Here is a 25,511-nt window from a genome sequence, read left to right as displayed (position 1 = left end):
CACTCCTTGATATGTCATTGATGTTCTATGCCACTTGCTTCAGTTTCACCGCGTGCACGGGCTCGCCATCGCGTGCGGCTTCCGCACGCGCGAGCTGCGCGCGGGTCCGTCGCGTGATATGGATCACCGCGAGTACGACCGGCGCGATCAGCAGGCCTTCGGCCAGCTCGGGATCGACCGGCAGGCTCATCACGTGCAGCGCCTTGAATGCCGCCGCGGCGAGCGACAGCACGTAATACGAGATCGCGGCGACGGACAGGCCTTCCACCGCATGCTGCAGATGCAGTTGGTTGCGCGCGGTGCGCTCCATCCCGGCGAGCAGCCGCGTCACGTCCTTTTCCTGCGCGAGATTGACGCGCGTGCGCAGCAGGTCGACCGCGCGCGCGATCCGGTCGGCGATCTGCTCGTGGCGCGCCCACACGCTGCGGCAAGTCTCCATCGCCGGCGCGAAGCGCCGCTCCATGAATTCGGCGATCGTCGGCATCCCCTCGATGCGCTCTTCACGCAGTTCGTGGATGCGCGCGAGCACCAGCTTCTCGTATGCGCGCGACGCGCTGAAGCGCCCGCCGGACCCCGACATCGATTCGACCCGCACGGCAAGGTGCGTGAGCCTGACCAGCAACGCCGCGTCGTCGCCGTGCGCGCCGCCCGCATCCATGCTTTGCATCAGCGCATGCAGCGACGCATGGATCTCGTCGAGCTCGCGGCTCATCCGGCGCGCGACCGGCAGCGCAAGCAGCGCCATCATCCGGTACGTTTCGATTTCATAGAGACGCTGCAGCAGCCGGCCGCCCTGCTCTTCGCGGAAATCCTCGTCGACGACGAGAAAGCGCATGAAGCCGTCGGGCCGCACGTGCCAGTCGCAGAACACCTTGCCGCCGCCGAGCACGTTGGCGCCGACGAGAATCGGTCCGTCGATCCAGCGGCGCAGGTCGTCGCAGACGAGCTTCGCGGCGGCGCCCGACACGAGCTCCATCCGCACCGCGACGAAGCGGATGCCGTTCAGTCGTGCGAACCAGTCGGCCGGGATCCCCTCGATCGCGAGATCGTCGAAATAGCCGGTGTCGCGGCGCGGCGCGACGAACGTGAAGGTCGAGAATTCGGTGTGCCGCTCCCACTTCAGGTACCAGCCGCTCAGCGACTGCACCGCGTGGTGCGTTGCGCCGTCGTGCGGCGCCGGCAGGCCCGCGTCGCGGCACAGCGTGTTCAGCAGCGTCTCGTGGATGTCCGGCTGGCCGTCCGAGTAGATCGCGTAATGCGTCAGCGAAACGGATTCGGCCAGCCGCAGGAACGGCCGGGCATGCAATTCCGCGGCCAGTGCGGCGCGCAACGGATGGTCCATCATCGATACACCATGCTTTCCTTGTTCAACCCCGCGGCTTCGGCATGCCGGCAACCGTGCCCGGACAACGCCCCGACGCAACGGCAGCCGCAGCGGAATCGCTTGCGTGATCGCACTATGGCAGACACATAACGACAATAAAAACGCATAATGCTGATCGTTACGTTCAGATTTTCTGATACCGATGAAGATGCTCGATCACGACGTGCTCGCCACCGTCGTCGCCGTCGCGGAGACCGGCAACATGACCCGCGCCGCCGAAGCCGTGAACCGCTCGCAATCCGCCGTCAGCATGCAGATCAAGAGCCTCGAGGATGCGCTCGGCCGGCCGCTGTTCGTGCGGCGTCCGCGCAGCATCGTGCTGACGCGCGAGGGCGAGGTGCTGCTGGGCTTCGCGCGGCGGATGCTGGCGCTGCGCGACGAGGCGTGGGCCGCCGTCGTGCGGCCGGAAGTGACCGGCAAGGTCGTGATCGGCGTGCCGGACGACTATGCGTCGTCGCTTCTTCCTTCAGTACTTAAGAAATTCTCGGCGTCCTATCCGAAGGTCGAGATCCAGGTGATCGGGCTGCCGAGCAGCGCGCTCGCACCGCTGATCAAGGACGGCACCGTCGATCTCGTGTGTGGCACGCGTGTGAAGGGGCTGTCCGGCGATTTCGTGCGGCACGAGCCGATGGCGTGGGCCGCGATGACGAACGGGCCGCGCGTGTGGGAGGAGCGCCCGCTGCCGATCGCGGTGTTCATGCCGGGCAGCGTCGCGCGCGAGAATGCGATCAGAAGCCTCGAACGCGCGAAGCTTCCGTACCGCACCTCGTATGAAAGCCCGAGCCTGCTCGGGCTGATCAGCATGGTCGAAGCGGGGCTCGCGGTCGCGCCGCTCGCGCGCTGCGCGATCCCGTCGCAGCTGACGGTGCTCGGGCGCTCGCACGGGCTGCCCGACCTGCCGCCGCTCGAGCTGATCCTCGCGCGCAGCACGAAGTCGAAGCGGCCGCCGTGCGACTTCCTCGCGGAACAGATCATGGAGGATCTGCAGCGGCAGACGGGGCAGGCCGGGGACGCGTGACGCGAAAGTGTCACAGGCGGCAAGTGGCCGGCTGCGTGGTGGTGTGCATATGTAGGACAGCGCACTGTCTGGCGCCGCGGGATGACGAACGCTCACACGTGCGCGGGACGATTCGCCGAATGGTCTACCGCATGACTCGCCGTACGATCGTCCAAACTATCCGCTGCACGATCCTCCGAACGATTCGCCGAACGATTCGCCGAAAGATCCGCCGAACGCAACGCCGCATTCACGACCGCGGCGACCGCGTCGACGAGCCCCTCCAGCGTCGCGCCGTCGAGCCGGCGGTTCGCCGCGTCGACGTGCTCGACGCCCTGCCCCGGCCCCAGCGGCCCTGACCGCACCGAAAGCCGCGCGGCGAACCGGCTGCCGTGATGCTTGCCGAACGTGCCCACGCGCGGCCCGACTGCATAGTGCTGTTCGGGGAGCATCACGCAGATCTCGACCACCCGCTGCTGCGGATCGGCCAGGCGCGCGGCCGCGTCGAGCGTCGGCGCGAATGCCTTCAGAATCCGGAACGCGATGCACGAATCCCACACCGCGAGCGGCCCGCCGGCCGCATTCACGCATTCGGTGTCGACCGACCATTCATGATGCGCGGGCACGCCGATCGCCTGCCTCAGCAGCACGTCGGCGGTGCGCACGGTCGCGCGGACCTGCCGCTCGAGTTGCGAATTCGACGGCAACGGCCGCGACGGCAATTGCGGCGACGCCAGCCGTGCCCGCTCCCGCTCCCGCTCGCGCTGCGGCAACGCGACGCGCGCAACGGCGACACGCAGATTCTCTGTCAGGTACATAGCTTGTCCGTTCGTATCACGAGCGCCGCACGCGGCAATGCGCGAGCGCCGATATCGCACTGCAGCCCATAAAACCGCTCAGTCCGCACAATCCGCGGTGCGGCAGGCCTTTCGTGCAAGCGTGGTGAAGGCCGCTTACCGGCCAGCGATCCCGACACGCAGCCGCCGCGTCACCGGCCCGATCACGGCATCGGGCAGCAGCGCGATCAGCGTGTGCAGCGTGAAATCGATGTCCTCGGACGCGATGTCGAGCTGCACGCGGATTTCGTTGCGCACGGCCCGCACGCCGGCGACATACACGCCCAGCGGGGAATGCAGCAGCGTCGTCAGCCGCTGCCGCGTGAGGCCGTCCGATCCGGACGCGAGCGTCACCGGCACCAGCAGGCGCGGCGGCGGAAACGGAATCACGTTGTCGTGGGAAGTCGGTGCATTGGCAGGCGCCGCGCGGTGCGGCACCGTTGCGAGTCGGGTAGGAACCATGTGGCGAAGTTAAGCCGGTTCGGCTGGTCTGGACAGTACCCAGCTTAGAAGAGCCAGCATAAACGCCGTGAAAAAAACGCGGCGGCACGCGCAAAGAATGCGTGTCGGTCCGGCTGCCGCGTGCTTCCGCTTCGCGGTCGAGAAGGAAGCGATCGCGGCTGCCAACGACACGCCGTTCGGGCTGTCAGCGTACTTCTACACGCGCAACCTCGGCCGCGCGTGGCGCGTGTCCGGCACGCTGGAAAGCGGGAGGGTCGGCGTCAACGACGGGATCATCTCGACCGAAGTCGCGCCGTTCGGCGGCGTCAAGCAATCGGGACTCGGCCGCGAAGGGTCGAAGTACGGGCTCGATGAATATGTCGAGCTGAAGTACACGCTGATGGCGGGGCTCGGGCGCTGAGCGGCGCAACGCCATGCGGCGTGGCGATAATCCAACGCGCATCGAGAGAATCCGGTCGAAGCCGGGTTCATGTGCCTGGAGGCGGGTTTTTCGCGTACGCGAGAATCGAGAAACCGCGGCAGAACTCAGAAAAGAATGGCCGCGTAGTCTCTTGCGCCGTGCAGCACGTAAAGAACGTCGACCTGCGCGGGAGGGTCGCCCACGACCCGATAGAAGATCTGGAAGTTGCCGTGTCCGCGATGCCGGATGCCATGAGCTTCGAAGCGGGGGACAAGCGGAAACGCAAGCGGCATCCCGGCTAGGCCCAGGCATTTCTCGCGCAGTTCCCGCACGAACGTGACGGCCCGTCGCGGGTTGTCGCGCGCAATGTAATCAGCGATCAATTCGAGTTCGGCAATCGCAAAATCAGACAGGCGCACGATCACACCTGACGATCCGCCTGCGCCTGGTACTTTGCCTCGAGGCGATCGAACACGTCCGCCGCGTCGGCTCCGCGTCCCGCGTCCGCGTCGGCAAGGCTGCGCGCAATCACGGCGTCCAGCGCATTCAGTTGCGCCTCGCGATCCTGAATCAAGCGCACGCCCTCCCGAAGCACTTCGCTTTTGGACCCATAGCGGCCCGACTCGACCAGCTTCGCGACGTAACTCTCCAGTTGCTGGCCCAGTTCGGCACTGATCATGTTGACCTCCAGTCGGCATTGAGTCCAATGCGCACAGATTAGCCGGTTTATCAACTATTATCAAGGATAGAACCTCCAGGCAGATCGGGCGCGGGCGTCGACAATTGACCGGACAGATGGCACAGGACCGTATCGGATATGTTCGCCAGGTATTCATCAGCATGTCGCCCGCGTTCATGTCGTCTTGCCGGATCCTCACCGCGCGAAAGCCGATCATGAGCGAAGGCATCGTCACGCCACAACCCTGCCTGAAGGTCTATCCTGCCGATTCGGACGTGTTATAGGCGTCGAGCGGTTGAAGCGGCGACGGCTGCGCTGCCCAGCCGCTCCGCCTCCGGTCTGGCCATTCGGCGGACTCGGCCGGCCGGAATCGCGGCGATACGCTGGGGATCATCCGCATCGGCGCATTGGCAGCGGGCGGCCGTAAGGCGGCGCCGAAACCCGGCGGGCCACGGCTATCTGGATACTACGCTTGGCCACGCTTCGGTTTCGATGCGCCCATTCCCGACAAGCATGGCGATGAAGCGGCACTGTTCCAGTATTTCCAAGGGTATCCGGTCGGTTTGGCCGACGGGTCGCTTCGGTCGCTGCGCGCGCTCTACGCGACTCGATTCGGGCGAGATTTCTGGCGTGTAGCCGGGTCACATCGTTGGGTGACATTCGACGTCGCGCCGCATGGCAAGTCCGTGCACGCGTTGCAAAAATACTTGGTCGAAAAGGGGATTTACGAATGAGCGCAAAACACACGCCAATCACCGGATTCCGGATCGCGCACCCCACGGCGAGGCGCGGTCGCTCGACGAGCGAGCATCGTCCGGTTCGTCTCTCGGAAGCCAGACAGCTCATTGACGCGTTCGTCACAGACGCGCTCCATCGCAGCCTGACGCGCGTCATGCGCAAGTCCGGCGTAGAGCACGGCGCACGGCCGTCGGGCGAACCGGTACCCCCACCGCGAAAAGCCGTCTTCAACGTGGGACGCATCGATCTCTCAAAGTGCAAGTTGCCGATCATATCGGAAGCCGAGGCCGAGGCCATGGCTCGCCGGGAAACGCTCATGCACTTCGGGCAGGATCCCGATCAATAGCCGGCAGCGATAGAAAGAAATCGCGTGACCCTGTTTGACAACGATCGTGCCAATCTGCAGTTGGTAACGTTCGTTCACAGATACAGGCATCTGGGATCCTGCACGATGCGTGCGGACTGCACCCAACCAGCCGCCCACGCGGGTCGTGAACCGCCCCCTACCCGATCATCGCCGCTACCGCCATTGCAGTCACGCGGGCACGCGCGTCGCCTAACCCTTCGCGCTTTCGAACACCGCGAGATGCATCGCGCGCCGATCGACGAAGCCGAGCGTCCGGTAAAGCGCAATCGCCGCGTGATTCGACGCGAGCACATGCAGGAACGGTGTCTCGCCGCGCGCGCGGATCGTCACAATGAGCCGCTTCATCAGATCGGCCGCGAGACCCTGCCCGCGAAACGCGGCATCCACGCAGACGGCACTGATCTCGGTCAGTCCGTCGAGTCGCATGCGCTCGCCCGCCATCGCGGCCAGCTTGCCCTGCCGGCGCACGCCGAAATAGTCGCCCAGCTCGATCGTGCGCGCGCCAAACGGACCGGGCTGCGCGGCGGCGACCAGCGCGAGCATCTCCGGCACGTCGGCGTCGGTCAGCCTCACGTGCTCGGTCGCAACGGTCGGGACGGACTCGCCCTGCCAGATCATCTGAAGCAGCGTCGCACGCCGCATCACCGCGAACCCGGCCGGCGGCGCCATCTCGCGCGGCGTGACCAGCGCAACGGGGCCCTGCGCGTCCATCAGCGTGCGCAACGCTGCGAAGGAAGCGGGCGTGTCATCGGCCACCGCAGCAAACGGCGCGATAGCCGCCGGAAAGCGCAGCGCCCGCGCGTCGCCGAGTGCAAACCGGCTCTGCTGGCTGGTAAGCGCGTTCCAGACGACCGTGTCGAGCGGATGCGCGTGATGGCTCGCGTTCGTTGCCGCTGCGTCAGACATGCGCTGCTCCTGCATTGAAGGTGTACGGTCGCACAGCATAGCCGCGAAACGCGCCGGCCGTCGCGTTCCGCTTCCGCTTCCCCGGTCGACCGCGCACCGCCGTCGTCTACCGGTAGATATCCACGTACCGGTTGCCGTCACTTTGAATGACGCCGCGATACATCCCTTCGGTGTTGAACGGCATCGACACGCGCCCCTCGGCATCGACGGCGATAAGCCCGCCGGTGCCGCGTTGCCGCGGTATCACGTCGTGGATGACCGCGCGTGCAGCCTCGTCGACGGTCGCAAGGCCGTAGTTCATCCGCGCCGCGACATCATGCGCGGCGACAGCGCGGATGAATGCCTCCCCCGTTCCCGTCGTGGACACGGCCACGCGCGTATCGGCGAATGTGCCGCATCCGATGAGCGGCGAATCGCCGATTCGTCCGTGGCGTTTGTTCGTCAAGCCGCCGGTGGACGTCGCGGCGGCCAGATGGCCCGCTGCATCGAGCGCAACGGCACCGACCGTGCCGAACTTGTGCTCGCCATTGATGAGCCGGCTGACGGCGGACGGATCCTGTTCGCGAAGCAGAGCCGTACCGTCGTGATCGAGCAATTCTCGCCCGGTATCGCGCACGGCAAGCAACTGCTGCCAGCGAAAATCGGTGTGGAAATACTCGGGGCCCTCGAGAGCCAGGCCTTCGTCGGTCGCAAATTGCTCGGCCCCTGCGCCGGAAAGCAATACGTGCGTGGACCGGTCCATCACGCGTTGCGCCGCTTCGACCGGATTCCTGATACGGGAAACACCTGCCACCGCGCCTGCACGCCCGGTGTGTCCTTCCATCACGGCCGCATCCATTTCGTGCGTGCCCGCATGCGTGAAGACGGAGCCGCGCCCGGCGTTGAACAGCGGACAATTCTCCAATGCGACGACGGCGGCAACGACAGCATCGATGCTTGATCCGCCCTCTTTCAGAACGCGATGGCCTGCGTCGAGCGCTTCTTCGAGCGCGACCCGATGCGCGGCTTCCTGTTCCGGCGTCATGACGCCGCGCTGCAGCGTGCCGGCGCCGCCGTGGATTGCGAGGATGTACTGTGCCATTTCAATCTTCCTGCGGTATTCGATTCGATCGTCAATGCGCGTGCGTCGCGGCCTTGGCGGATTCATCCCCAACGAGCTTTCTCATCGTCGGCATCATCAGGAACAGCAGCGCCGCAACGACGAAGAGCCCCGCTGCGATGCCGCCATAAAGCATCGTCAACCGTGCCGGGACGGGCACGTAGAACCCGGCAAAGTAACCCGCAAGCTTGTAGCCGAACGAGCTGCCGAAGAACCAGAGGCCCATCATCAATCCGACCAGCTTGACGGGTGCGAGCTTCGTGACGAGGTTCAGGCCGATCGGGCTCAGGCACAGTTCGCCGAACACTTCGAACAGGAAGAGACCTGCCAGCCAGAGCGGATTGATCTTGGCGCCGACGTGAAGCGACGAGCACATGATCGCAAACGCGGCGTAACCGGAGCCGATCAAGAGCGGCGCCAGCGCGAGCTTCGCGAGGCTCGACGGTTGACGACGGCCGAGCCGCACCCAGAGCGCCGCGAACACGGGCGCGAGCAGGATCACGTACAGCGCGGTCAGCGACTGGAACCAGGCGGCGGGCACGACGAAGCTGCCGATGTTTCGCTGCACCATCTCCTTGGCAAAGAGGCTCAGGCTCGAGCCCTTCTGTTCATACGCGGACCAGAACGCGATCGTCACGACGAAATAGATGCCCATGACGGCCAGGCGCTTCCACTCGGCAACCGTCAGTTGTTCCTGCCTCCCCATCATGATGACGAGCACGAGCGCATCGAAGGCCAGCAGGAACGGAAGCACGTTTTGCCAGTTGCTGCCGGCGAGCGCCGTGCCAATAACTGTGAACACGCCCAGTGCGACATAGATCGCCGTCTGCGGCAGGCCGCCCTGCCGCTTCTGCTTCTGCGTCGACGGCGCTGGCTTGGCCGCGAGCCGATCGCCGACATGCTCGAGGCGGCCGCGTTGCAACCAGAAGACGACGAGACCGAGCAACATGCCGACGCCTGCCGCCGCAAACCCGAAGTGCCAGCTGTTGACCGGATCGATGCCGAACGAGCGCAGCATGTTCTTGAAAGGCTCGGCTTCCGCGAGAAAACCGCAGACGAGCGGCGCGAGGAATGCGCCGATGTTGATGCCCATGTAGAAGATCGAGAAACCGCTGTCGCGGCGGTCATCGTCTTGCGAATAGAGGCCGCCCACGAGCGCGCTCACGTTTGGCTTGAGCAGGCCCGTTCCGCATGCGACGAGCACGAGCCCGGCGAAGAACGTCGGGACGGCGGGGATCGCCATCGTGAAGTGGCCGCACGCGATGATGATGCCGCCGATCAGAACCGAGCGCCGCGTGCCGAGCCACTGGTCGGCGATGATGCCGCCAGGCAGCGACAGCAGGAACGCGGCCATCGAATACGTGCCGTAGATCGCCGTCGCGTGCGGCGTGTCGTAACCGAGGCCGCCGAGCCCTGGCGCCGCGACCATGTACAGCACAAGGATGGCCCGCATGCCGTAGAAGCTGAACCGCTCCCACATCTCGGTGAAGAACAGCGTGGTGAGACCGCGCGGATGCCCTGCCAGGCCAGACGTATCCCTCAATTGCTGGACCGGTGACTCGGCAACGCTATCGGAGGTGGTGTTCATTTGAGTCTCCTCGACTTCTCGAACTGCTGAAACAGATGCAACTGCTGACACAACTACAAGCGACGTTCACGAGGTCATGACGGTTTGCGAACTTTGCCGGGCGCACCCGGCGGTCCATCGCCACGCTTGCGACCGGCGGCCTTGCCGTCGGGTTGGGTGTCGGCCTTGGTGTCGGCCCGGGTTTTCGCCGTCATCGACGGCGCGGCGTCGAACACGAGATACGGCAGCACCGTTTGCGACAAGCTGGCCGCGATGGCTTTCGACTGCGGTGTCGCTTTCAGCACTTCCGACGCCAGCGTTTCGATGAGCGCCACCATGCCCACCGAACTCGACGACAGCACGCGATGCTCGGCGGGCGCCAGCAACACACAGTCGGCAGCCGCGGCGAGCGGCGCGGTGGGATCGTCGGTCAGTGCGGCAACGAACGCGCCGCGTTCGCGCGCATAACGTGCCAGTTCGACCGTGTCGCGTGAATAGCGCGGCAGCGAGATCGCGATCAGCGTGTCGCCCGAGTCGATGCGCGTCATGTGTCGCGCCGCCTGCTCGCTGCCGCCTCCCGCGGCGGCCCATACGACCTGCCGGTGATACGGCATCAGCGTGTCCGCCAACAATCCCGTCAAATAGGTGCTCAGGCCCAGCCCGAGGCAATACACGGCGTTGCTCTCGACGATGCGCGCCGCCGCGTGGGCCAGGCGCTCCCTTTGCAGCGGCGAATCCATCGCCGCGAGGTTGCGCTGGTGATCCGCCAGCCATGCGCCGATCCCCTCCTGCGCCGACGACGCTTCCAGTTCCAGTTTCTCCACCGGTTGCAGCGCCTGGCGCACGACGGCCGCGAGGTCCGCCTTCAGCTCCGAAAACCCGCGATACCCCGCGTGCTTCGCGAACCGGTTGACGCTGGCGACGGAGCCGCCGCACGCGTCGGCGACTTCCTCGATCGTGAGCGTCGCGGCGTCGAGCGAATGGGACGCCAGCCATCGCGCGACGGGTTTCAACGCGTCGGAGGCCGTGGCGGATGCGTAGTGAATGCGCTCGATCGCGCCGGGCAGTTCGGTGTCGCTCACAGGGATGAATGGGACGTTCGGGTGACGGGATGCCCGAAGTATGGGTCTCTGAATTTTTATTTTCAAGTTAGTGAAAACGTGAAAATACACATTCATTAGTATGACGATAACGGCGTGAGGGGTCGCTGGCGGTCAGTGCGTCGGCCGGCCTGGCGCGCAATCGCAGCAAGTCCCACGGCACCGGCAAAACGTGTCGTGACTGCAGTTCCCGGCGCGCGGTTCATACCAGTCGTGTGACGGACTTCGGTGGCAGGAAGCGACGCGGTCATCGCCCACCACAACCCGCCATTGCGCACGCGGATACATTTCGGATACCTTATCTATGACTTGAACAGCAAGTCTACCGGTGTCGTATCCGCACGGCCGAAGCGGATAAAAAGCATGAAATATCTCTGCCTGACGTGTTAATTTTGGTGGCCTCTCTCCGTCGTATCCATCGCGGCATGCAGTTCGTCGCGGCATCTGGCCAACCCTGACAGGAGATTTGCCATGTCGATTCAGAAGATCACGCCGTTTCTCTGGTACGCCACGCAAGCCGAGGAGGCCGCAACTTTTTATGCGGGCATCTTCCCCGACTCGCGCGTGATTCGCGTCACGCCGGTGCCGAGCGCCGGTTCGACCAAGGTCGTCGAGTTCGTGCTCTTCGGGCAGCCGTTCATCGCGATGAGCGCCGAACGGGCCGAGTCGTTCAATCACGCGATCTCGCTGATGGTCAACTGTCGCGATCAGGCGGAACTCGACCGCTACTGGAGCGCGCTGCTCGAAGGCGGTGGTTCGACCGACAGCTGCGGCTGGCTGCGGGACCGCTTCGGCGTGTCATGGCAGATCGTGCCGGACGATCTCATCGCGATGATGGCCGACCCCGACCCGGTCAAGGCCGGGCGCGTCGCCAACACGATGATGCAAATGACGAAGTTCGACGTCGCCGCGCTGAAATCCGCCTATGCGGGGGCGACGGGCACGGACACCTGAAAACACTACGCGCCACAGGCGCGAAACGTGCATCCAGTTTTCCCGAAAGCCCCCGCGAATCAGCACATCCCGTATCGCGCGCCATACGCAGGCAAGGGTTTGTCTGGTTGGCTTTGGAAGCCCGCCTGAACTAGCCTCGTGAAATCTGCAGCGTGTTGTTCGGCAGGCGCGATTGAGTCGTTGTGGTGACGTTGCGGACATGACAATCCAGTGTCGGCGCGCGGCCTCGCAGCCGGTGGATCATTGCGCGCCGCCGGGCGCGCATCGATGCCGCGCGACAGACATCGGCCCGCGTGCGACGCGCGCGAGCCTGCTGTCGGAGTGCATCGGGGGTGGATCTGCAAGCCTGATCTTGGAGACGCACCGTGAAGCGCATGCCTTTTCGCCACATCCGTGCCATCACCTACGCAACCGTGCTGCTGTTTCAAGCCGAAGCACAGGCGCAGTCGCTGGATGCCCAGTCGACGCAGGAGAACATCTCCGCGCTGCGCCAGGAAGTCGACCACCACCTGAAGGAACTCGATGCGCTCAAGCGCAGGCTCGCCGAAGAAGAAACGAATCTCGCCCGCCTGAGCCGGGCGCTGGACTCGCGCGAACTCGCGAACAAGCGCGGCGCCGGCACCGGCGATGCCGGCGGCACCGTGCAGCAGGCCGATACCGCCGCCGAGCCCGGAGCCGCAAGCACCGGAGCACCCGCCACCGAAGCACCGGCCGCCGGAGCGGCAGGTGGCGCGACCGGCAGCACGGCACAACCCGCCTCCGCGGCCGCCCCGTCTCCCGCGCAGCCGGTCGGCCAGGCGCCCGTGCCGGAAACCGCGCCGCCGCCCGTCGCGCCGATCTTCGATCAGCCCGGCGTACTGACGCCGAAACACAAGTTCGTGATCGAGCCGTCGTTCCAGTTCAGCTATTCGTCGTCGGACCGCGTCGCGCTCGTCGGCTATACGATCATCCCCGCGCTGCTAATTGGCCTGATCGACGTGCGGGAAGTCAAGACGACCGTACTGACGGCTGCGGTCGCGGCGCGCTACGGGATCACCAACCGGATGGAATTCGAAGTCCGCGTGCCGTACGTGTACTCGACGACCGACACGGTCAGCCGCGAGATCTTCACGGGTACCGCGCAGGACAATGCGTTCAACAGCCACGGCCACAACATCGGCGACGTCGAGATGACGCTGCGCTACCAGTTCAACACCGGCGGCCCCGACAAGTTCTACTACATCGGCTGGCTCCGCTTCAAGACGGCCACCGGCAAGAGCCCGTTCGACGTCGTCACCGATTGCGTCACGCGCTGCGTCGGCAATGCCACCGGCACGGGCCTGCCGCTCGAGCAGCCGACCGGCTCCGGCTTCTATGCGATCCAGCCGGGCCTCACGTGGCTGTTCCCGTCCGACCCGGTGGTGTTCTTCGGCAACGTCAGCTACCTGCACAGCTTCGGCCGCGACAACCTGAGCCTGACGATCCGCAATGGACAGAAGGATTTCATCGGCAGCGTGCAGCCCGGCGACATCTGGGGCTTCAACATCGGCATGGGCCTCGCGCTGAACGAGAAGGCCTCGGTCAGCCTCGGCTACGACCAGAGCATCGTGCTGCCGACGCAACAGAACGGCGAGACGGTGCCCGGTTCCGTGCGCGTGATCCTCGGCACGCTGCTCGTCGGCTACTCGTACCGGCTGTCGCCGAAGACCACGCTGAACCTGTCGATCGGCGCGGGGCTCACGCGCGACACGCCGGACGTCGTGATGACGCTGCGCATGCCGATCGCGTTCTGAGCGCGTTCCGGGCGCCGGGCGTTGCCCCCGGCGCGCGCCAATGCCCGCGACCTGCCCGCTCACCGGCCCGGCAGCACGCCGAGCAGCGCGTTGTTGAGCGTCGACATGATGTTCAGGTTCTTGAACATCGGCAGCGTGTTGACGGTCGTGTTGATCGTCGTCAGCGTCTGGATATGCTGGTTGTTCAGCGTGTTCTGGATCACCGCGCCGGTCAGCGCCGGCAGCACGCCGGGCTGCGCAGCGTTGCCGGGGCCGACCTGGATCAGCGCGCCCGCGTTCGCGGCCGCCAGCGCCTGCGCCTGTTGCGCGGTGATCTGACTGACGTCCGGAATGTTGAAGCTGGTCGACGTAACCAGATTGCCGTTCACGAACGCGACGCGCGACACGCCGAACGACACCTTCAAGCCGCCCGGCAGGTCGAAGCCGCCGCGCATCGCGTCGAGGCGCGCGTCGCTGAGCGCGAGCGCGCCGCCTGCCGGCTGCCAGTTCCGGTCGTCCTGTGCGACGTCGGCGCCGGCCTGCGTGTCGCAGGCCGACACGGCATCGCTCGCCTGCACCGCAGGTTCGACGCTCGCGGCCGGCGATCCGTCCTGCATCGCCACCGCGCCCGCGGACGCCATTGCGCCGCATGCAATCGCGGCGATGCCGGCTATCTTTGCGGTTGCTGATCTCATGGCTGACCTCAGAAGTCGCTCGGGCCGTGCTTCGGAATCACGACGTTGTAAAGGCCATCGCGGTTGATCCCGGTGTAAAGCGGCGCGCTCGGCGCGACGCGCCAGTCGCGCGGATCGTTGAACACCGCGAGCTGCGGCTTGTTGTGGATCACGAAGATCACATGGTCTTCCCATTTCTGCTCGAAACTTGCCTGCGACATCGGCCGCGTGCCGTTGGCCGGATCGCCGACCAGCACACGCCCGTTGCGCAGCCCCTTCACGACGACAAAATGGTGATAGCCATGCTCGGTGATCAGCACGATCGCCGGCGTATGCGTCTTCGCAAGCGTCTGCAGCGGCAGTTCGTAGCCGTCCGCGACAAAGCCGCGCGCTTCGAGAAATCGCCGGATGTCGAGCAACGAGAAGCCCTCGTGGCGGATCTTCTCCTGGTTGCCGTTCTCCCACATCTGCGCGAAGGCCATCTGCTCGGTCATCGGATAGTCATACTGATAAGTCAGCAGCGTCGCGACGGCGGCCGACCCGCAGCTGAAGTCGTACTGCTGCTTCACGGTGCGCTTGAAACGCGCCTCCTTGAGACTCGTGACATGCATCGCGTAACCGGCGCCTGCCGGATCGACGACGGTCATCTCGTCCGCCTGCGCGGCCGGGCCGCCCAGCGCGCACGCGAGTGCCGCCATCCACACCGCAGCGAGGTGTCGCATCGCTCAGTTCCCGAAGTGCACGTTGAGTACCGTCGCGTTCTGAATCAGCACATTGGCGCCGGTATTCTGGATGACCGTCGGCAGGCCGCTCGAATTGGCGAACGAGCCGTCGGCAATCGAATTCGAGCCCGTCGACACCCGGTTCGCGACGTTGTCGGAAACCGTGCCGTTCAGAAAGTTCTGGCCGATCAGCGCATCGCCGCCGCGGTGCGCGTCGAGCTGGTCGGGCGTCATCGCGACGCCGAAGCTGTCTTCGCGTCCGGTCGCGGCGCCTGCGGCAGGCCGAGCGACGACCGCAGCCGTAGCGGGTGCGGCGCCGTCCGCGGGCGCAGCCGGTGCGGGAGGGTTGGCATTCGATGCAGCCGTGACGGCGGCATCCGAGTCAATCGATCGAGGCTCGTCAGGCGCTGCCTGAGCGGCCAGGCCCGTCAACAGCACAGCAGGCAATAACACCAGCGACAATGCGTTACGCGTTCGCATGGTTGTCTCCTTGGACCCCGCGGCGGCTTGCACGAACCCGACGCGCAGGGAGCGGAATCTGCGTGATCGTCGGCATACGGAGATAGGGCGGCAATCCGCCGGCGACGGCAAGGCGGCCTTTCGGCCAGCTCGCCGTCGCCGATGTGCCTGTCCGTCCGGCGATCGAACGATCGACCTTTGCCGACCGGCTGCTCTAGTGCCCGACGGTCAGTTGCGACTGCACGGTGACCGCCTGCTGCACGAGCGACGCCATACCGCTGTTCTGGTTGGCGATCATGATGCCCGCTGCGGCCGCGCCGACGCTTGTCATCGTGTTGGCCATGTCGAACGTACCCGCGTTGACCGAGTTGGATCCGCCACCGCCGCCCGCACCGCCAGCTGCGCCGATACCAACACCGCTGCCCCCGACGCCACCGGTGCCGCCCGAGCCGCCCGAGCCGCCCGAGCCGCCTGCCGCGCCAACCGCGCCGTTGCCTGCCGTCGAGCTGCCGTTGCTGGCCGACGTCGAAGCAGGGGAGGTCGCTGCACCGCCGCCCGTGCCCGTGCCGCCGCCGCCGCCGTTGCCCGCGACGGCCGCCGCGGTGCCGCCCATACCACCCGCCGAGCCAGCCGTACCGCCCGTGCCCGAGCCGTTACCACCGGACGCTGAAGCCGTACCAGACGACCCTTGGCCGCCGGTGCCGCTTCCCCCGCCGGTGCCGGTGCCCGTACCCGTGCCGGTGCCTGCGCCGCTCGATGCCGACACGGCTCCGTCACCGTTAGTCGTTACGCCGACCCCGCCAGCACTGCTGCTGCCCGAGCCGGTGCCCCAGCCCTTGCCAGTGCCCTTGCCGTCGCCGCCCACACCGACCGAAGCTGCGACCGCGCCGCCACCCTGGCCGGAACCATAGCCGCCGGCGGCGTTGCCATTACCGCCTTGTCCGCCGTTGGCACTCGGCGCGCCGCCAGCGCCACCCGCGCCGCCAGTCCCGTTGCCAGCCGTCGCGTTGCCATTACTGGCGTTGCCCGCCGTGGCGCTACCGTTTGTCGATTTGCCGCCGCTGCCGCCAGCGCCGCCAGCGCCGCCAACGGCGCCGACCGCGCCTTTACCACCTTTTCCGCCAGTGCCGCCAAGGCCTACCCCGCTGCCGCCGCTGCCACCGCTTCCGCCAGCAGCGCTACCCGAGTTGCCTGCCTGGTTGCCGATGTTCCAGACGCTGACGCCGCTCACGGTTCCGCTGAGCCTGCTGAGCGCGACGACTTTCGTGTTGTTGTAAGCATCCTGGGAGACAGGCGCCGAGATCTCGTTCGCGTTCGACCCGCTTGCACTGGTTTGCGTCGAGCTGACTGAGTTTGAAATGCTATTCGATCCGCTACGGGATGACTGATCGCATGTCCTGCTGCCATCAGCACATGGGTTCGCCGCTGCGTAGCCGCTGAATCCTAGGGCGAGGACTGCAGCAGACGCCAATAAAGTTTTGCGCATGAAATCCTCCTGCGTTAACAAGGGACGGCTTGGCCGACTGAGCCAATCCGTCACCCGTCACGCATCGGCGATGCCAAGGCTGCAAGCGACTGAATGCAAAGAGAAATATCGTTTTTTCGCGCAAAACGATCCGACCCGGCCGATTGCGGCGCGCGTTTTTTGATTCAGTTTTGAAACGCACCGCCCGGCACGACACCGGGGTTTCCCCTAAATATCGGGGAAAACCCTTTTGGATTCAGACACCTGCTCGATTTTTCGAATGACGGAATGACGAACGCAAAACGTTTCACTTCTGGCATCGTCAATCGCCGCCCGCGGGCCATCCGGCCTGACCGGATATTCGATCTCGATCGCTGACGCATATCGGACAAGGAGATCGGGCCGGATTCTTTCCGCAGAGGAGGCAAAGGCCGTCCGCGGGGGCCATTCGGAAACGTATCAACGATGATCACGCGGCTGGTGCTTGCCGGATGCCGTTCGCGTCGGCCTTTGCGGGCGCAGGTCGGTTCATATGGGATGGGGATTCGCGCCGCCGCCGCGACCGCTCAGCAACCGAGCTGCGCGGCGAGATCGATCAGGTCATGCGCATTGATGTCGAAGGCGTCCTCGAACGCCGTATCGACTGCGCCTCCGGGGCCGAATTCCAGCGGCCGCGCGACGAACGCGGTCTTCATGCCGAGCGTGCGCGCAGCGTGAAGGTCGTACTTGTGGCACGCGACCATCATCGCGTCGCCGGCGTCCACGCCCAGATAGCGCAGCGCCATCCGGTACGTGCGCGGATCGGGCTTGAACGTGCCGGCCATCTCCGCCGCGAAGATCGCGTCCCACGGCAATCCGCCGCGCTTCGAGATGTTGACGACGGCGCTCACGTCCGCGTTCGACAGCGTCGCGAGCTTGAACCTGCGCTTGAGCCGCGACAGGCCGTCGACCGTATCTGGCCAGGGCTCGATCGTCTGCCACGCGAAGTTGAGGTGCTCGCGTTCGTCGCTGGTCAGGAAGCTCAGGCCGTACGCATCGATCACCTGATCGAGCGCGTGCCGATAGATCCGGTCGACGGACGACCAAGGCTGCGCGCCGGACAGGATCGCGTCGAGCGCGGGGCGATAGCGACCGCGCCAGTCGTCGACGAAACGTCCCCAGTCTGTATCGGGCGCGCGATCGCCCGCGATCTCGCGGGCCGCCGCGCCGACCGTCGTGCGGAAATCGGTGGCCGTGCCCTGTACGTCGAAAATCAATGCCTGAACGGTGTTCATCCGTTGCCTCGCCCGGTGTGAGTGGAAGTGCGATGACGGCGCTATCGGCATGCAGTGCACCCGACTCCGCGCCGAAACCCTGAGTCACACGCATCATCCAGCTACGTTCGACAGCGTCAAGCATTCCGCGTGAATTACCGGCCGAGACCGAATTCCAGTTCGACGGTTCGCATGCCGTGCGCCGCGCAAGCAGTTCCGCCTGCGGCGTGCCGTTCGCGTGTCGTCTCCCACCGGCAATCGGCTGCCAGCCCTCGCTACACCGGCAACGCATGCGTCGACAGGATCTCCTTCAGCACCATGAAACTGCGCACCTGCCGCACGCCGGGCAGATACAGCAACTGCTCCGCATGCAGCCGGTTGAAGCTCTCGCTGTCGCGCGTGCGCACCAGCATGAAGTAATCGAACTCGCCGGTCACGACGTGGCATTCGACGCAGCCGGACACCTTCTGCGCGGCCTTCTCGAACGCGGCGAACGCTTCCGGCGTCGAGCGGTCGAGCACGAAGCCGATCACGACCAGCATCCCCGCGCCGAGCGCCTTCGGCTCGAGCAGCGCGACGATCCCGCGAATCAGCCCCATCTCCTTGAGCCGCTCGACGCGGCGCAGGCACGCGGGCGCGCTCAGCTTCACCTTCGCGGCGAGCGCGACGTTCGAGATCGACGCGTCCTGCTGCAATTGCCGCAGGATCGCGCGATCGATGCGATCCAGCACCGGCGCGGCATCCGGCGCGGATGCCGATCGCTTGCCTAATTTCATTGCGTCTGTCTCCTTTTCGGCGAACACCGGTTGCTTGCTCGTCGATGATTTCGTCATAAACGTAGGACGGCCGGATTTATTTCGCAAGCTCATTTCGAGCGTGCGTGCCTATCATTTTTTCATCGCGTCACGGCCCGGCGCCCGGTGTCGGCCGACGCGATCCCGTCACGCTTTCACGTCTACGCAGCCCTTTCCGGAGACAATCGATGAACCTGCAACGCTTCCCCCGCTATCCGCTGACCTTCGGCCCGACGCCGATCCAGCCGCTCAAGCGCCTGAGTGCGCATCTCGGCGGCAAGGTCGAGCTGTACGCGAAGCGCGAGGACTGCAACAGCGGCCTCGCGTTCGGCGGCAACAAGACGCGCAAGCTCGAATACCTGATTCCCGACGCGCTCGCGCAGGGCGCCGACACGCTGGTGTCCATCGGCGGCATCCAGTCGAACCAGACGCGCCAGGTCGCGGCCGTCGCCGCGCATCTCGGCATGAAGTGCGTGCTCGTTCAGGAGAACTGGGTGAACTACTACGACGCCGTCTACGACCGCGTCGGCAACATCGAACTGTCGCGCATCATGGGCGCGGACGTTCGGCTCGTGCCGGACGGCTTCGACATCGGCATCCGCCGCAGCTGGGAGGACGCGCTCGAAAGCGTGCGGCAGGCGGGCGGCAAGCCTTATCCGATTCCGGCCGGCTGCTCGGAACATCCGCTCGGCGGGCTTGGCTTCGTCGGCTTCGCCGACGAAGTGCGCGCACAGGAAGCGCAGCTCGGTTTCAAATTCGACTACATCGTCGTGTGTTCGGTAACGGGCAGCACGCAGGCGGGGATGGTCGTCGGCTTCGCGGCCGACGGGCGCGCGGATCGTGTGATCGGCATCGATGCGTCCGCGAAGCCCGGGAAGACGCATGAACAGATCACGCGGATCGCACGCCATACCGCGGAGCTCGTGGAACTCGGGCGCGCGATCACCGAGCAGGACGTGATCCTCGATACGCGCTACGGCGGCCCCGAATACGGACTGCCGAACGAAGGCACGCTCGAAGCGATCCGGCTGTGCGCGCGGCTCGAAGGCGTGCTGACCGACCCCGTCTACGAAGGCAAGTCGATGCACGGGATGATCGACAAGGTGCGGCGCGGCGAATTCGAGCCCGGCTCGAAGGTGCTGTATGCGCACCTGGGTGGCGCGCCCGCGTTGAGCGCGTACAGCTTCATCTTTCGCGACGGGTGATGCGCGGTTGCGGCATGCCCGTTTCGGCTCGACAAGGCTCGCATGCCGCGAGCCTTGTCCTGTTATTCGATCGTCACCTTCCCGTTTGATCGCCCCCTCCTGTTCGATCATGACGCGCGTCTCAACGAAGTTTAAAAATTTCGTACAAGCCTCAAAGAGTTCATCCGAAACTTCGTACTTGTCCGATTTAAATCACCGCTCCATTTCCCGAAAATCGATGTGGGTTTCGTTGATCGCCGCATCGCATCTCCACCTCCACACGCATCTTTCCGTATTTAAAAGTTGCACGCGCGGCGCAAACGATCTCCCGATCAGGCAGAGCGCGTTCCATCCATTCGTCTGACATTCCACGAAATCGGAATCGGCAGCGGCGCACCGTGTTCATCGGTGTGCGGTTCGTCGTGCGTCGTGCGAAGCGAAGAACGCAACGTCATTTAAAACAGCATGGAAATGGGTATATGCATACGGCACTCTTTGACCGGCGCGCGCGCACGCCGTCAGCAGCCGCAGGGCTGCTTGCGCGTATGTCGGACGTCACACTGATTGCTTTCAGCGCGCTGGTCACGACCATGGTTCTGCCGCACGGCGGCGACCATCCATCCGCCGAGGTGGCACTCGTCGCGTCGGCGGCAACGTTCGCGATGGTGCTGTTTCCGACCTTCGGCGTCTATCGCACAACGCGCGACCGCTCGAAATATTCCGTCGCCGGCCGCACGTGCATTGCGTGGATCGTCGCGCAGGCCTGCGCGGCGCTCGTGATGCTCGCGCCGTATCACACGCTGTCCGTTCCGACGGACTGGCATCTGTGCTGGGCGTTGGCGAGCAGCGCCGCCCTCATCGTGTCGCGGCTCGTCGCGGGCACGATATTCGACCGCCTCGGCAACGCAAGCGAGCGCGACTGCCCGGTCGCGATCGTCGGCATGGGCACGCACGTCGACGCCGTTCTCGACCGGATCGCCCGGTCGCCGTCTCCCGGCTTTCGTGCGGTCACCGTGCTCGACATGTCGAATCCGGGTGCGCCCGACGATCACCGCGGCCTCCCGCGCTTCGATGAACTCGGCGCGTTCGCGTCGCACGTGCGCGCACACGCGATTCCGGAAGTGTGGGTCGCGCTGCCGATCGCCGACACGCGCGCCGTCGTCGCCGTACGCGACGCGTTCAGCCACGATCTCGTGAATATCCGCTTCATGCCGGACATCAGCACGCTCGCGATGTTCGACGGCGAGATGATCGATCTCGTCGGCACCCCGGCGATCAATCTGGTCGCGTCGCCGCTGTCGTCGCGCGCACGAGTGCAGAAAGCGCTGTTCGACCGCGCGTTCGCGGCGGCCGCGCTCATCGGAACCGCGCCGCTGCTGCTCGCGATCGCCGTCACGATCCGGCTTTCGTCGCCGGGGCCGGTGCTGTTTCGCCAGCGTCGCAAGGGCGCGGACGGCAAGGTGTTCACGATCTACAAGTTCAGGACCATGCGGCTGCATGCGGACGCCGACGGCGCGGTGCGCCAAGCGACGCGGGACGACCCGCGCGTGACGCGCATCGGCGCGTTCCTGCGCCGCACGAGCCTCGACGAGCTGCCACAGTTCATCAACGTGCTGCGCGGCGAGATGTCCGTGGTCGGGCCGCGTCCGCACGCGATCGAACACGACGACCTGTACCAGCCGATCGTAGACGGCTACATCCACCGCTACCGCGTGAAACCCGGCATCACCGGCTGGGCGCAGATCAACGGGCTGCGCGGCGAAACCGATCGCGTCGAGAAGATGCGGCGCCGCGTCGAAGCGGATCTCTATTACCTGCGCAACTGGTCGTTCGCACTCGACATGCGCATCGTCGTGGCCACCGTCACGCACGGCTGGACCAACAGCAACGCGTACTGACGCGCCAGCGGTGTCACGCTACGCGAAGCCGGATCACATAGAGGACTACATATGAAAACCGCCGTAACCGAGCGGATCGGAAACACGCGCCCCGTTGGCGCCCGCCTGCTGCTGACGGCCGCGCTCAGCGTCACGCTTTCCGCGTGCGCGATCGCCCCCGGCATGCGGATGAGCGATCCGCAGCCGCCGTCCGCGGCAGGTGCGCAACCGGACGGCGAACCACCGCGCTACCGGATCGAGACGATCGACGCAGCGCTGGTCCGCACGCTGAAGGCACAGGCCGACGAGCAGCAGGCCGCGCAGGCAAGCCTGCTTGCCGCGCGGCCCGCCGCGTACCGGATCGGCGCCGGCGACGTGTTGCAGATCACCGTCTGGGACCACCCCGAACTCGCGGCAGCGCAAGGCGCCGCGCCGCCGAACACACCGCGCGCCGCCGATCCCGTTGCGGGCTTCGTCGTCGACCAGAAAGGCCGTGTGTCATTTCCGTTCGCGGGCGCCGTGCCGGTCGCGGGCCTGACCACCGACGCCGCGCAGGCACGCGTCGCCGCCGCGCTCGCGCACGTCTATCGCGATCCGCAAGTCACGCTGCGCGTCGCGTCGTTCCGTTCCAAGCAGGTCTATATCGACGGCGAAGTGCACACGCCGGGCGGCCAGCCCGTGAACGATGTGCCGATGACGCTCTACGAAGCGCTCGGCCGCGCCGGCGGCATGAATCCGTCCGCGGACCAGAGCCGCCTGACGCTCGTGCGCGGCGGCGTGTCCCATCCGCTCGACCTGACGCAGCTGCTGCGCCATGGCCGAAACCCCGCGGACATCGTGCTTGCGGCCGGCGATCTGCTGCATGTGCCGGCCCGCAACGATTACGGCGTGTACGTGATGGGCGAAGTCAACAAGCCGTCGCTCGCGCTGCCGCTGCGCGACGGCAGGCTGACGCTGTCCGACGCGCTGTCGCAGGCCGGCAGCGTGAACGCGAATACCGCCGACGCCGCCCAGATGTTCGTGATTCGCGGCTCGCAGACGGACACGCCGCAGGTGTTCCATCTCGACGCGCGCTCGCCGGTGTCGATGGTGCTCGCCAACGAGTTCGAGCTGCAGCCGAAGGACATCGTGTACGTCGACGGCAACGGCCTCGTGCGCTTCAGCCGCGTGCTGAGCCTGCTGCTGCCGGGCGTCAACACCAGCGCCGCCGCGGCGCTCGCCGTCAAATGATCGCGGTGGCCACGCTGCTCGTCGTGTGCGTCGGCAACGTCTGCCGCAGCCCGATGGCGGAAGCACTGCTTCGCGCCCGCCTGCCGGGTGTCGACTTGCAGTCGGCCGGGATCGGCGCGCTCGACGGACATCCGGCCGATCCGCACGCGGTCGCGCTGATGCGCGAGCGCGGCCTCGACATCAGCGCGCATCGCGCGCGTCAGCTTCCTGCGTGGCTGTGCACGCGCGCCGACCTGATCCTCACGATGGATCGCGAGCAGAAGCGGTATCTCGAGCGCCGCGATCCGGCGTTGTGCGGCCGGGTCTTCCGGCTTGGCGACGCTTGCCCCGCGCCGAACGGTACGCACACCGGCTTCGACGTGCCGGATCCATACCTCGGCGTACGCGCCGCGTTCGAGCACAGCCTCGCGCTCATCGAGCACGCGATCGACTGCTGGTGCGTGCGCATCAAGCCGGCCGGCGCGCAGACGCCTGCCGCATCGCCACAACGCGACCCGCTGCCGCCTTCCCCTTCACGCCCCTCTTCCGGACTGAGCCGATGACATCAATCCAACCCCCTCAACGCGACCGCGAGCGCCCCGACGAGATCAGTCTCGCCGCGGCGGTCGACACGCTCGTCTCCCATCGCTGGCTGATCGCGCTCGTTACCGCCGCGTGCGTCGGCGCCGGCACGCTGTACGCGTTCCTCAGCCATCCGCTGTATCAGGCCGACATCCTGGTGCAGGTCGAGGACAGCGGCGACGCGTCCGCCGCGAAAAGCCTGCTCGGCGACGTGTCGTCGCTGTTCGACGTGAAGTCGACCGCGGCCGCCGAAGCGCAGATCCTCGCGTCGCGGCTCGTCGTCACGCGCGCGGTCGACACGCTGCGCAGCTACATCGTCGTGCAGCCGCAGCGCTTTCCGGTTGTCGGCGATTTCATTTCGCGTTTCAACACCGGCATCACCCGCCCGGGCGTGCTCGGCATCGGCGGCTATGCGTGGGGCGACGAGCGCGCCGAACTCGCGCGCTTCGACGTGCCGAGGCCGCTCGAAGGCGACCGCTTCGACCTGACGCTGCTCGACGGCGGCCGCTACCGGCTGTCGGGCTCCGACCTGCCCGCGTCCGTCACCGGGCACGTCGGCCGCGCGGAGCGATTTGAAACGGCATACGGCCCGATCGACATCGACGTCACGCGGATCGATGCGCACCCGGGCACGCGCTTCACGCTCGTGCGCCATTCCCGCGCGGAGACGATCGACACGCTGCGCCGCGCGCTCGACGTGCAGGAGAAGGTCAAGCAGTCCGGCGTGATCGTCGCGACGCTGCGCGGCCCCGATCCGCAGCGCGTGCAGGCCGAGTTGCGCGAGATCGCGAACCACTACATCCGCCAGAACATCGAGCGCAAGTCCGCCGATGCGGCGCAGTCGCTCGCATTCCTCACCAAGCAGCTGCCGGTGCTGAAGAAGCAGCTGCAGGACGCCGAACAGCGCTACACCGACATGCGCAACGCGAACGGCACGGTCGACCTGACGGAAGAATCGAAGCTGATCCTGCAGCAGACCGCCGACGCGAAAACACGCCTGCTGGAACTCCGGCAGAAACGCGACGAGATGGCGGCGCGCTTCGCGCCCGGTCACCCCGACATGGCCGCGCTCGGCGCGCAGATCGCGACGCTCGAGCGCCAGCAGCAGGCGTTCGAGCGCGACGTCAAGCGCCTGCCCGACCTCCAGCAGGATGCGGTGCGGCTGATGCTCGACGTGAAGGTCGACACCGACCTCTATACCGCGCTGCTCGCGAATGCGCAGCAGCTCGAACTCGTCAAGGCGGGCAAGACCGGCAGCGTGCGTCTCGTCGACGCACCGATCGTTCCGGAGGATCCGGTGCGCCCGAACCGGCCGGCCGTGATCGGCGCGGCCGCACTGCTCGGCCTGCTGCTCGGCACCGCGCTCGCGTTCGCGCGCGACTTCCTGTTCGGCGGCGTCGGCAGCGCCGACGAAATCGAGCAGCACCTCGGCCTGAGCGTCTACGCGACGATTCCGGATTCCCCGGGGCAGCGGGAGATGGTCCGGCAGATGGCCGCGCGTGCGCGGGGGCCGCACCTGCTGAGCGCGCGTCATCCGCATGAACCGGCGGTCGAAAGCCTGCGCAGCCTCCGCACGGCGCTGCACTTCGCGATGCAGGGCGCGCGCAACAACGTGCTGCTGCTGAGCGGGCCCGTGCCGGGCGCGGGCAAGTCGTTCGTGTCCGCGAACTTCGCGGCGTTGCTCGCCGCGAACGGCATGCGGGTGCTGCTCGTCGACGGCGATCTGCGCAAGGGTCATCTGCATGACTATTTCGGCGTGATGCGCGAGCGCGGCTTCGCGGAACTGGTGGCGGGCGCGGCGTCGCCGGACGAGGCGATCCACGCGACCGTCGTCCCGAATCTCGACTTCATCGCGACCGGCGCGCTGCCGCCGAATCCCGCCGAGCTGCTGGTCGATGCGCGCATCGCCGCGGTGCTCGACCCGCTGTCGGCACGCTATGACGCCGTCGTGATCGATTCCGCGCCGATCCTCGCGGTAACCGACGCCGTCGTGCTGGGCCGCCATGCGGGCACCGTCCTGCTCGTCGCGCGCGACGAGCAGGACGGTGCCCG

25 protein-coding genes are annotated in these 25,511 nt (G+C 66.2%); 10 read left to right on the top strand and 15 right to left on the bottom strand.

Translation table 11 applies throughout. The annotated features are described in order from the left end of the window. Nucleotides 1-25: 25 nt before the first annotated feature. A complete protein-coding gene (locus G3N94_RS07480) occupies nucleotides 26-1,345 on the bottom strand; it encodes a DUF3422 domain-containing protein (RefSeq protein WP_205791602.1) in 1,320 nt (439 codons plus the stop codon). Nucleotides 1,346-1,526: 181 nt separating this feature from the next. Between G3N94_RS07480 and G3N94_RS07475 the strand changes: the two genes are divergently transcribed. Next, a complete protein-coding gene (locus G3N94_RS07475; protein ID WP_124599653.1) occupies nucleotides 1,527-2,402 on the top strand; it encodes a LysR family transcriptional regulator in 876 nt (291 codons plus the stop codon). Nucleotides 2,403-2,494: 92 nt separating this feature from the next. On the opposite strand, the gene G3N94_RS07470 is transcribed toward G3N94_RS07475, so the two are convergent. Further along, the gene (locus G3N94_RS07470) at nucleotides 2,495-3,199 is read right to left on the bottom strand and encodes a hypothetical protein (protein WP_241021666.1); all 705 of its coding nucleotides are present in this window, start codon (nucleotides 3,197-3,199) and stop codon (nucleotides 2,495-2,497) included. A 135-nt stretch (nucleotides 3,200-3,334) separates the two neighbouring features. Continuing rightward, nucleotides 3,335-3,679: a hypothetical protein gene (locus tag G3N94_RS07465; protein WP_205791600.1), complete on the bottom strand. Its 345-nt coding sequence runs from the start codon at nucleotides 3,677-3,679 to the stop codon at nucleotides 3,335-3,337. 28 nt (nucleotides 3,680-3,707) lie between these two features. Here G3N94_RS07465 and G3N94_RS07460 point away from each other — a divergent pair, with 28 nt between their 5' ends. Then, a complete protein-coding gene (locus G3N94_RS07460; protein ID WP_277398520.1) occupies nucleotides 3,708-4,079 on the top strand; it encodes an aldehyde dehydrogenase family protein in 372 nt (123 codons plus the stop codon). A 125-nt stretch (nucleotides 4,080-4,204) separates the two neighbouring features. Here G3N94_RS07460 and G3N94_RS07455 read toward each other — a convergent pair whose 3' ends face one another. Together G3N94_RS07455 and G3N94_RS07450 are read right to left on the bottom strand one after the other, a co-directional pair. Beyond that, nucleotides 4,205-4,504, bottom strand: a complete 300-nt coding sequence (locus G3N94_RS07455; RefSeq protein WP_205791598.1) for a type II toxin-antitoxin system RelE/ParE family toxin — start codon at nucleotides 4,502-4,504, stop codon at nucleotides 4,205-4,207. Continuing rightward, on the bottom strand, nucleotides 4,501-4,758 hold the full coding sequence (locus G3N94_RS07450; protein WP_205791596.1) for a type II toxin-antitoxin system ParD family antitoxin: 258 nt from the start codon (nucleotides 4,756-4,758) through the stop codon (nucleotides 4,501-4,503). The genes G3N94_RS07455 and G3N94_RS07450 overlap by 4 nt, the downstream gene beginning before the upstream one ends. 730 nt (nucleotides 4,759-5,488) lie before the next feature. Here G3N94_RS07450 and G3N94_RS07445 point away from each other — a divergent pair. Continuing rightward, a complete protein-coding gene (locus G3N94_RS07445; RefSeq protein ID WP_205791594.1) occupies nucleotides 5,489-5,842 on the top strand; it encodes a hypothetical protein in 354 nt (117 codons plus the stop codon). 210 nt (nucleotides 5,843-6,052) lie between these two features. On the opposite strand, the gene G3N94_RS07440 is transcribed toward G3N94_RS07445, so the two are convergent. From G3N94_RS07440 to G3N94_RS07425, 4 genes are all read right to left on the bottom strand, one after another. Beyond that, nucleotides 6,053-6,769: a GNAT family N-acetyltransferase gene (locus G3N94_RS07440; protein ID WP_205791592.1), complete on the bottom strand. Its 717-nt coding sequence runs from the start codon at nucleotides 6,767-6,769 to the stop codon at nucleotides 6,053-6,055. Between the two features lie 106 nt (nucleotides 6,770-6,875). Beyond that, nucleotides 6,876-7,850 carry an isoaspartyl peptidase/L-asparaginase gene (locus tag G3N94_RS07435; protein WP_205791591.1) on the bottom strand — a complete coding sequence of 325 codons (975 nt, stop codon included), beginning with the start codon at nucleotides 7,848-7,850 and terminating at the stop codon, nucleotides 6,876-6,878. Nucleotides 7,851-7,881: 31 nt separating this feature from the next. Further along, on the bottom strand, nucleotides 7,882-9,456 hold the full coding sequence (locus G3N94_RS07430) for a peptide MFS transporter (protein WP_205791590.1): 1,575 nt from the start codon (nucleotides 9,454-9,456) through the stop codon (nucleotides 7,882-7,884). A 74-nt stretch (nucleotides 9,457-9,530) separates the two neighbouring features. Then, nucleotides 9,531-10,517, bottom strand: coding sequence for a MurR/RpiR family transcriptional regulator (locus G3N94_RS07425; protein ID WP_205791589.1), 987 nt, complete (start codon nucleotides 10,515-10,517; stop codon nucleotides 9,531-9,533). Between the two features lie 489 nt (nucleotides 10,518-11,006). Between G3N94_RS07425 and G3N94_RS07420 the strand changes: the two genes are divergently transcribed. Both G3N94_RS07420 and G3N94_RS07415 read left to right on the top strand, forming a co-directional pair. After that, nucleotides 11,007-11,489 carry a VOC family protein gene (locus tag G3N94_RS07420; protein WP_205791588.1) on the top strand — a complete coding sequence of 161 codons (483 nt, stop codon included), beginning with the start codon at nucleotides 11,007-11,009 and terminating at the stop codon, nucleotides 11,487-11,489. Nucleotides 11,490-11,854: 365 nt separating this feature from the next. After that, nucleotides 11,855-13,261 (top strand): acetate kinase, encoded by a 1,407-nt coding sequence (locus G3N94_RS07415; RefSeq protein WP_205791587.1) that lies wholly within the window; start codon nucleotides 11,855-11,857, stop codon nucleotides 13,259-13,261. Between the two features lie 59 nt (nucleotides 13,262-13,320). Here the strand turns inward: G3N94_RS07415 and G3N94_RS07410 are convergent, their stop codons facing one another. The 6 genes from G3N94_RS07410 to G3N94_RS07385 form a co-directional block, all read right to left on the bottom strand. Next, the gene (locus G3N94_RS07410; protein ID WP_205791585.1) at nucleotides 13,321-13,935 is read right to left on the bottom strand and encodes a hypothetical protein; all 615 of its coding nucleotides are present in this window, start codon (nucleotides 13,933-13,935) and stop codon (nucleotides 13,321-13,323) included. A gap of 8 nt (nucleotides 13,936-13,943) precedes the next feature. Further along, complete coding sequence (locus G3N94_RS07405) at nucleotides 13,944-14,636, bottom strand: cysteine peptidase family C39 domain-containing protein (protein WP_205791583.1); 693 nt, start codon at nucleotides 14,634-14,636, stop codon at nucleotides 13,944-13,946. A 3-nt stretch (nucleotides 14,637-14,639) separates the two neighbouring features. Continuing rightward, nucleotides 14,640-15,149: a hypothetical protein gene (locus G3N94_RS42255; RefSeq protein WP_346778665.1), complete on the bottom strand. Its 510-nt coding sequence runs from the start codon at nucleotides 15,147-15,149 to the stop codon at nucleotides 14,640-14,642. Nucleotides 15,150-15,309: 160 nt separating this feature from the next. After that, on the bottom strand, nucleotides 15,310-16,326 hold the full coding sequence (locus G3N94_RS07395; protein WP_346778664.1) for a hypothetical protein: 1,017 nt from the start codon (nucleotides 16,324-16,326) through the stop codon (nucleotides 15,310-15,312). Nucleotides 16,327-17,126: 800 nt separating this feature from the next. Beyond that, nucleotides 17,127-17,834 carry a haloacid dehalogenase type II gene (locus G3N94_RS07390; protein ID WP_241021664.1) on the bottom strand — a complete coding sequence of 236 codons (708 nt, stop codon included), beginning with the start codon at nucleotides 17,832-17,834 and terminating at the stop codon, nucleotides 17,127-17,129. Nucleotides 17,835-18,088: 254 nt separating this feature from the next. Beyond that, nucleotides 18,089-18,589 carry an Lrp/AsnC family transcriptional regulator gene (locus G3N94_RS07385; RefSeq protein ID WP_205791578.1) on the bottom strand — a complete coding sequence of 167 codons (501 nt, stop codon included), beginning with the start codon at nucleotides 18,587-18,589 and terminating at the stop codon, nucleotides 18,089-18,091. Between the two features lie 206 nt (nucleotides 18,590-18,795). Here G3N94_RS07385 and G3N94_RS07380 point away from each other — a divergent pair, with 206 nt between their 5' ends. From G3N94_RS07380 to G3N94_RS07360, 5 genes are all read left to right on the top strand, one after another. Continuing rightward, nucleotides 18,796-19,812: a 1-aminocyclopropane-1-carboxylate deaminase gene (locus tag G3N94_RS07380; protein ID WP_205791577.1), complete on the top strand. Its 1,017-nt coding sequence runs from the start codon at nucleotides 18,796-18,798 to the stop codon at nucleotides 19,810-19,812. Nucleotides 19,813-20,270: 458 nt separating this feature from the next. Further along, the gene (locus G3N94_RS07375; protein ID WP_205791576.1) at nucleotides 20,271-21,689 is read left to right on the top strand and encodes an undecaprenyl-phosphate glucose phosphotransferase; all 1,419 of its coding nucleotides are present in this window, start codon (nucleotides 20,271-20,273) and stop codon (nucleotides 21,687-21,689) included. A gap of 51 nt (nucleotides 21,690-21,740) precedes the next feature. Further along, nucleotides 21,741-22,898 carry a polysaccharide biosynthesis/export family protein gene (locus G3N94_RS07370; protein ID WP_205791575.1) on the top strand — a complete coding sequence of 386 codons (1,158 nt, stop codon included), beginning with the start codon at nucleotides 21,741-21,743 and terminating at the stop codon, nucleotides 22,896-22,898. Next, nucleotides 22,895-23,440, top strand: a complete 546-nt coding sequence (locus G3N94_RS07365; RefSeq protein ID WP_205791574.1) for a low molecular weight protein-tyrosine-phosphatase — start codon at nucleotides 22,895-22,897, stop codon at nucleotides 23,438-23,440. The genes G3N94_RS07370 and G3N94_RS07365 overlap by 4 nt, the downstream gene beginning before the upstream one ends. After that, on the top strand, nucleotides 23,437-25,511 hold a 2,075-nt coding region (locus G3N94_RS07360), incomplete at its 3' end, for a polysaccharide biosynthesis tyrosine autokinase (protein ID WP_205791572.1). The genes G3N94_RS07365 and G3N94_RS07360, both read left to right, overlap by 4 nt.

Origin of the sequence: Burkholderia sp. Ac-20353 (genome assembly GCF_017104785.1) — a bacterium.
Taxonomy (GTDB): Bacteria; Pseudomonadota; Gammaproteobacteria; order Burkholderiales; family Burkholderiaceae; genus Burkholderia.
This window is presented reverse-complemented; position numbering and strand designations above follow the sequence as displayed.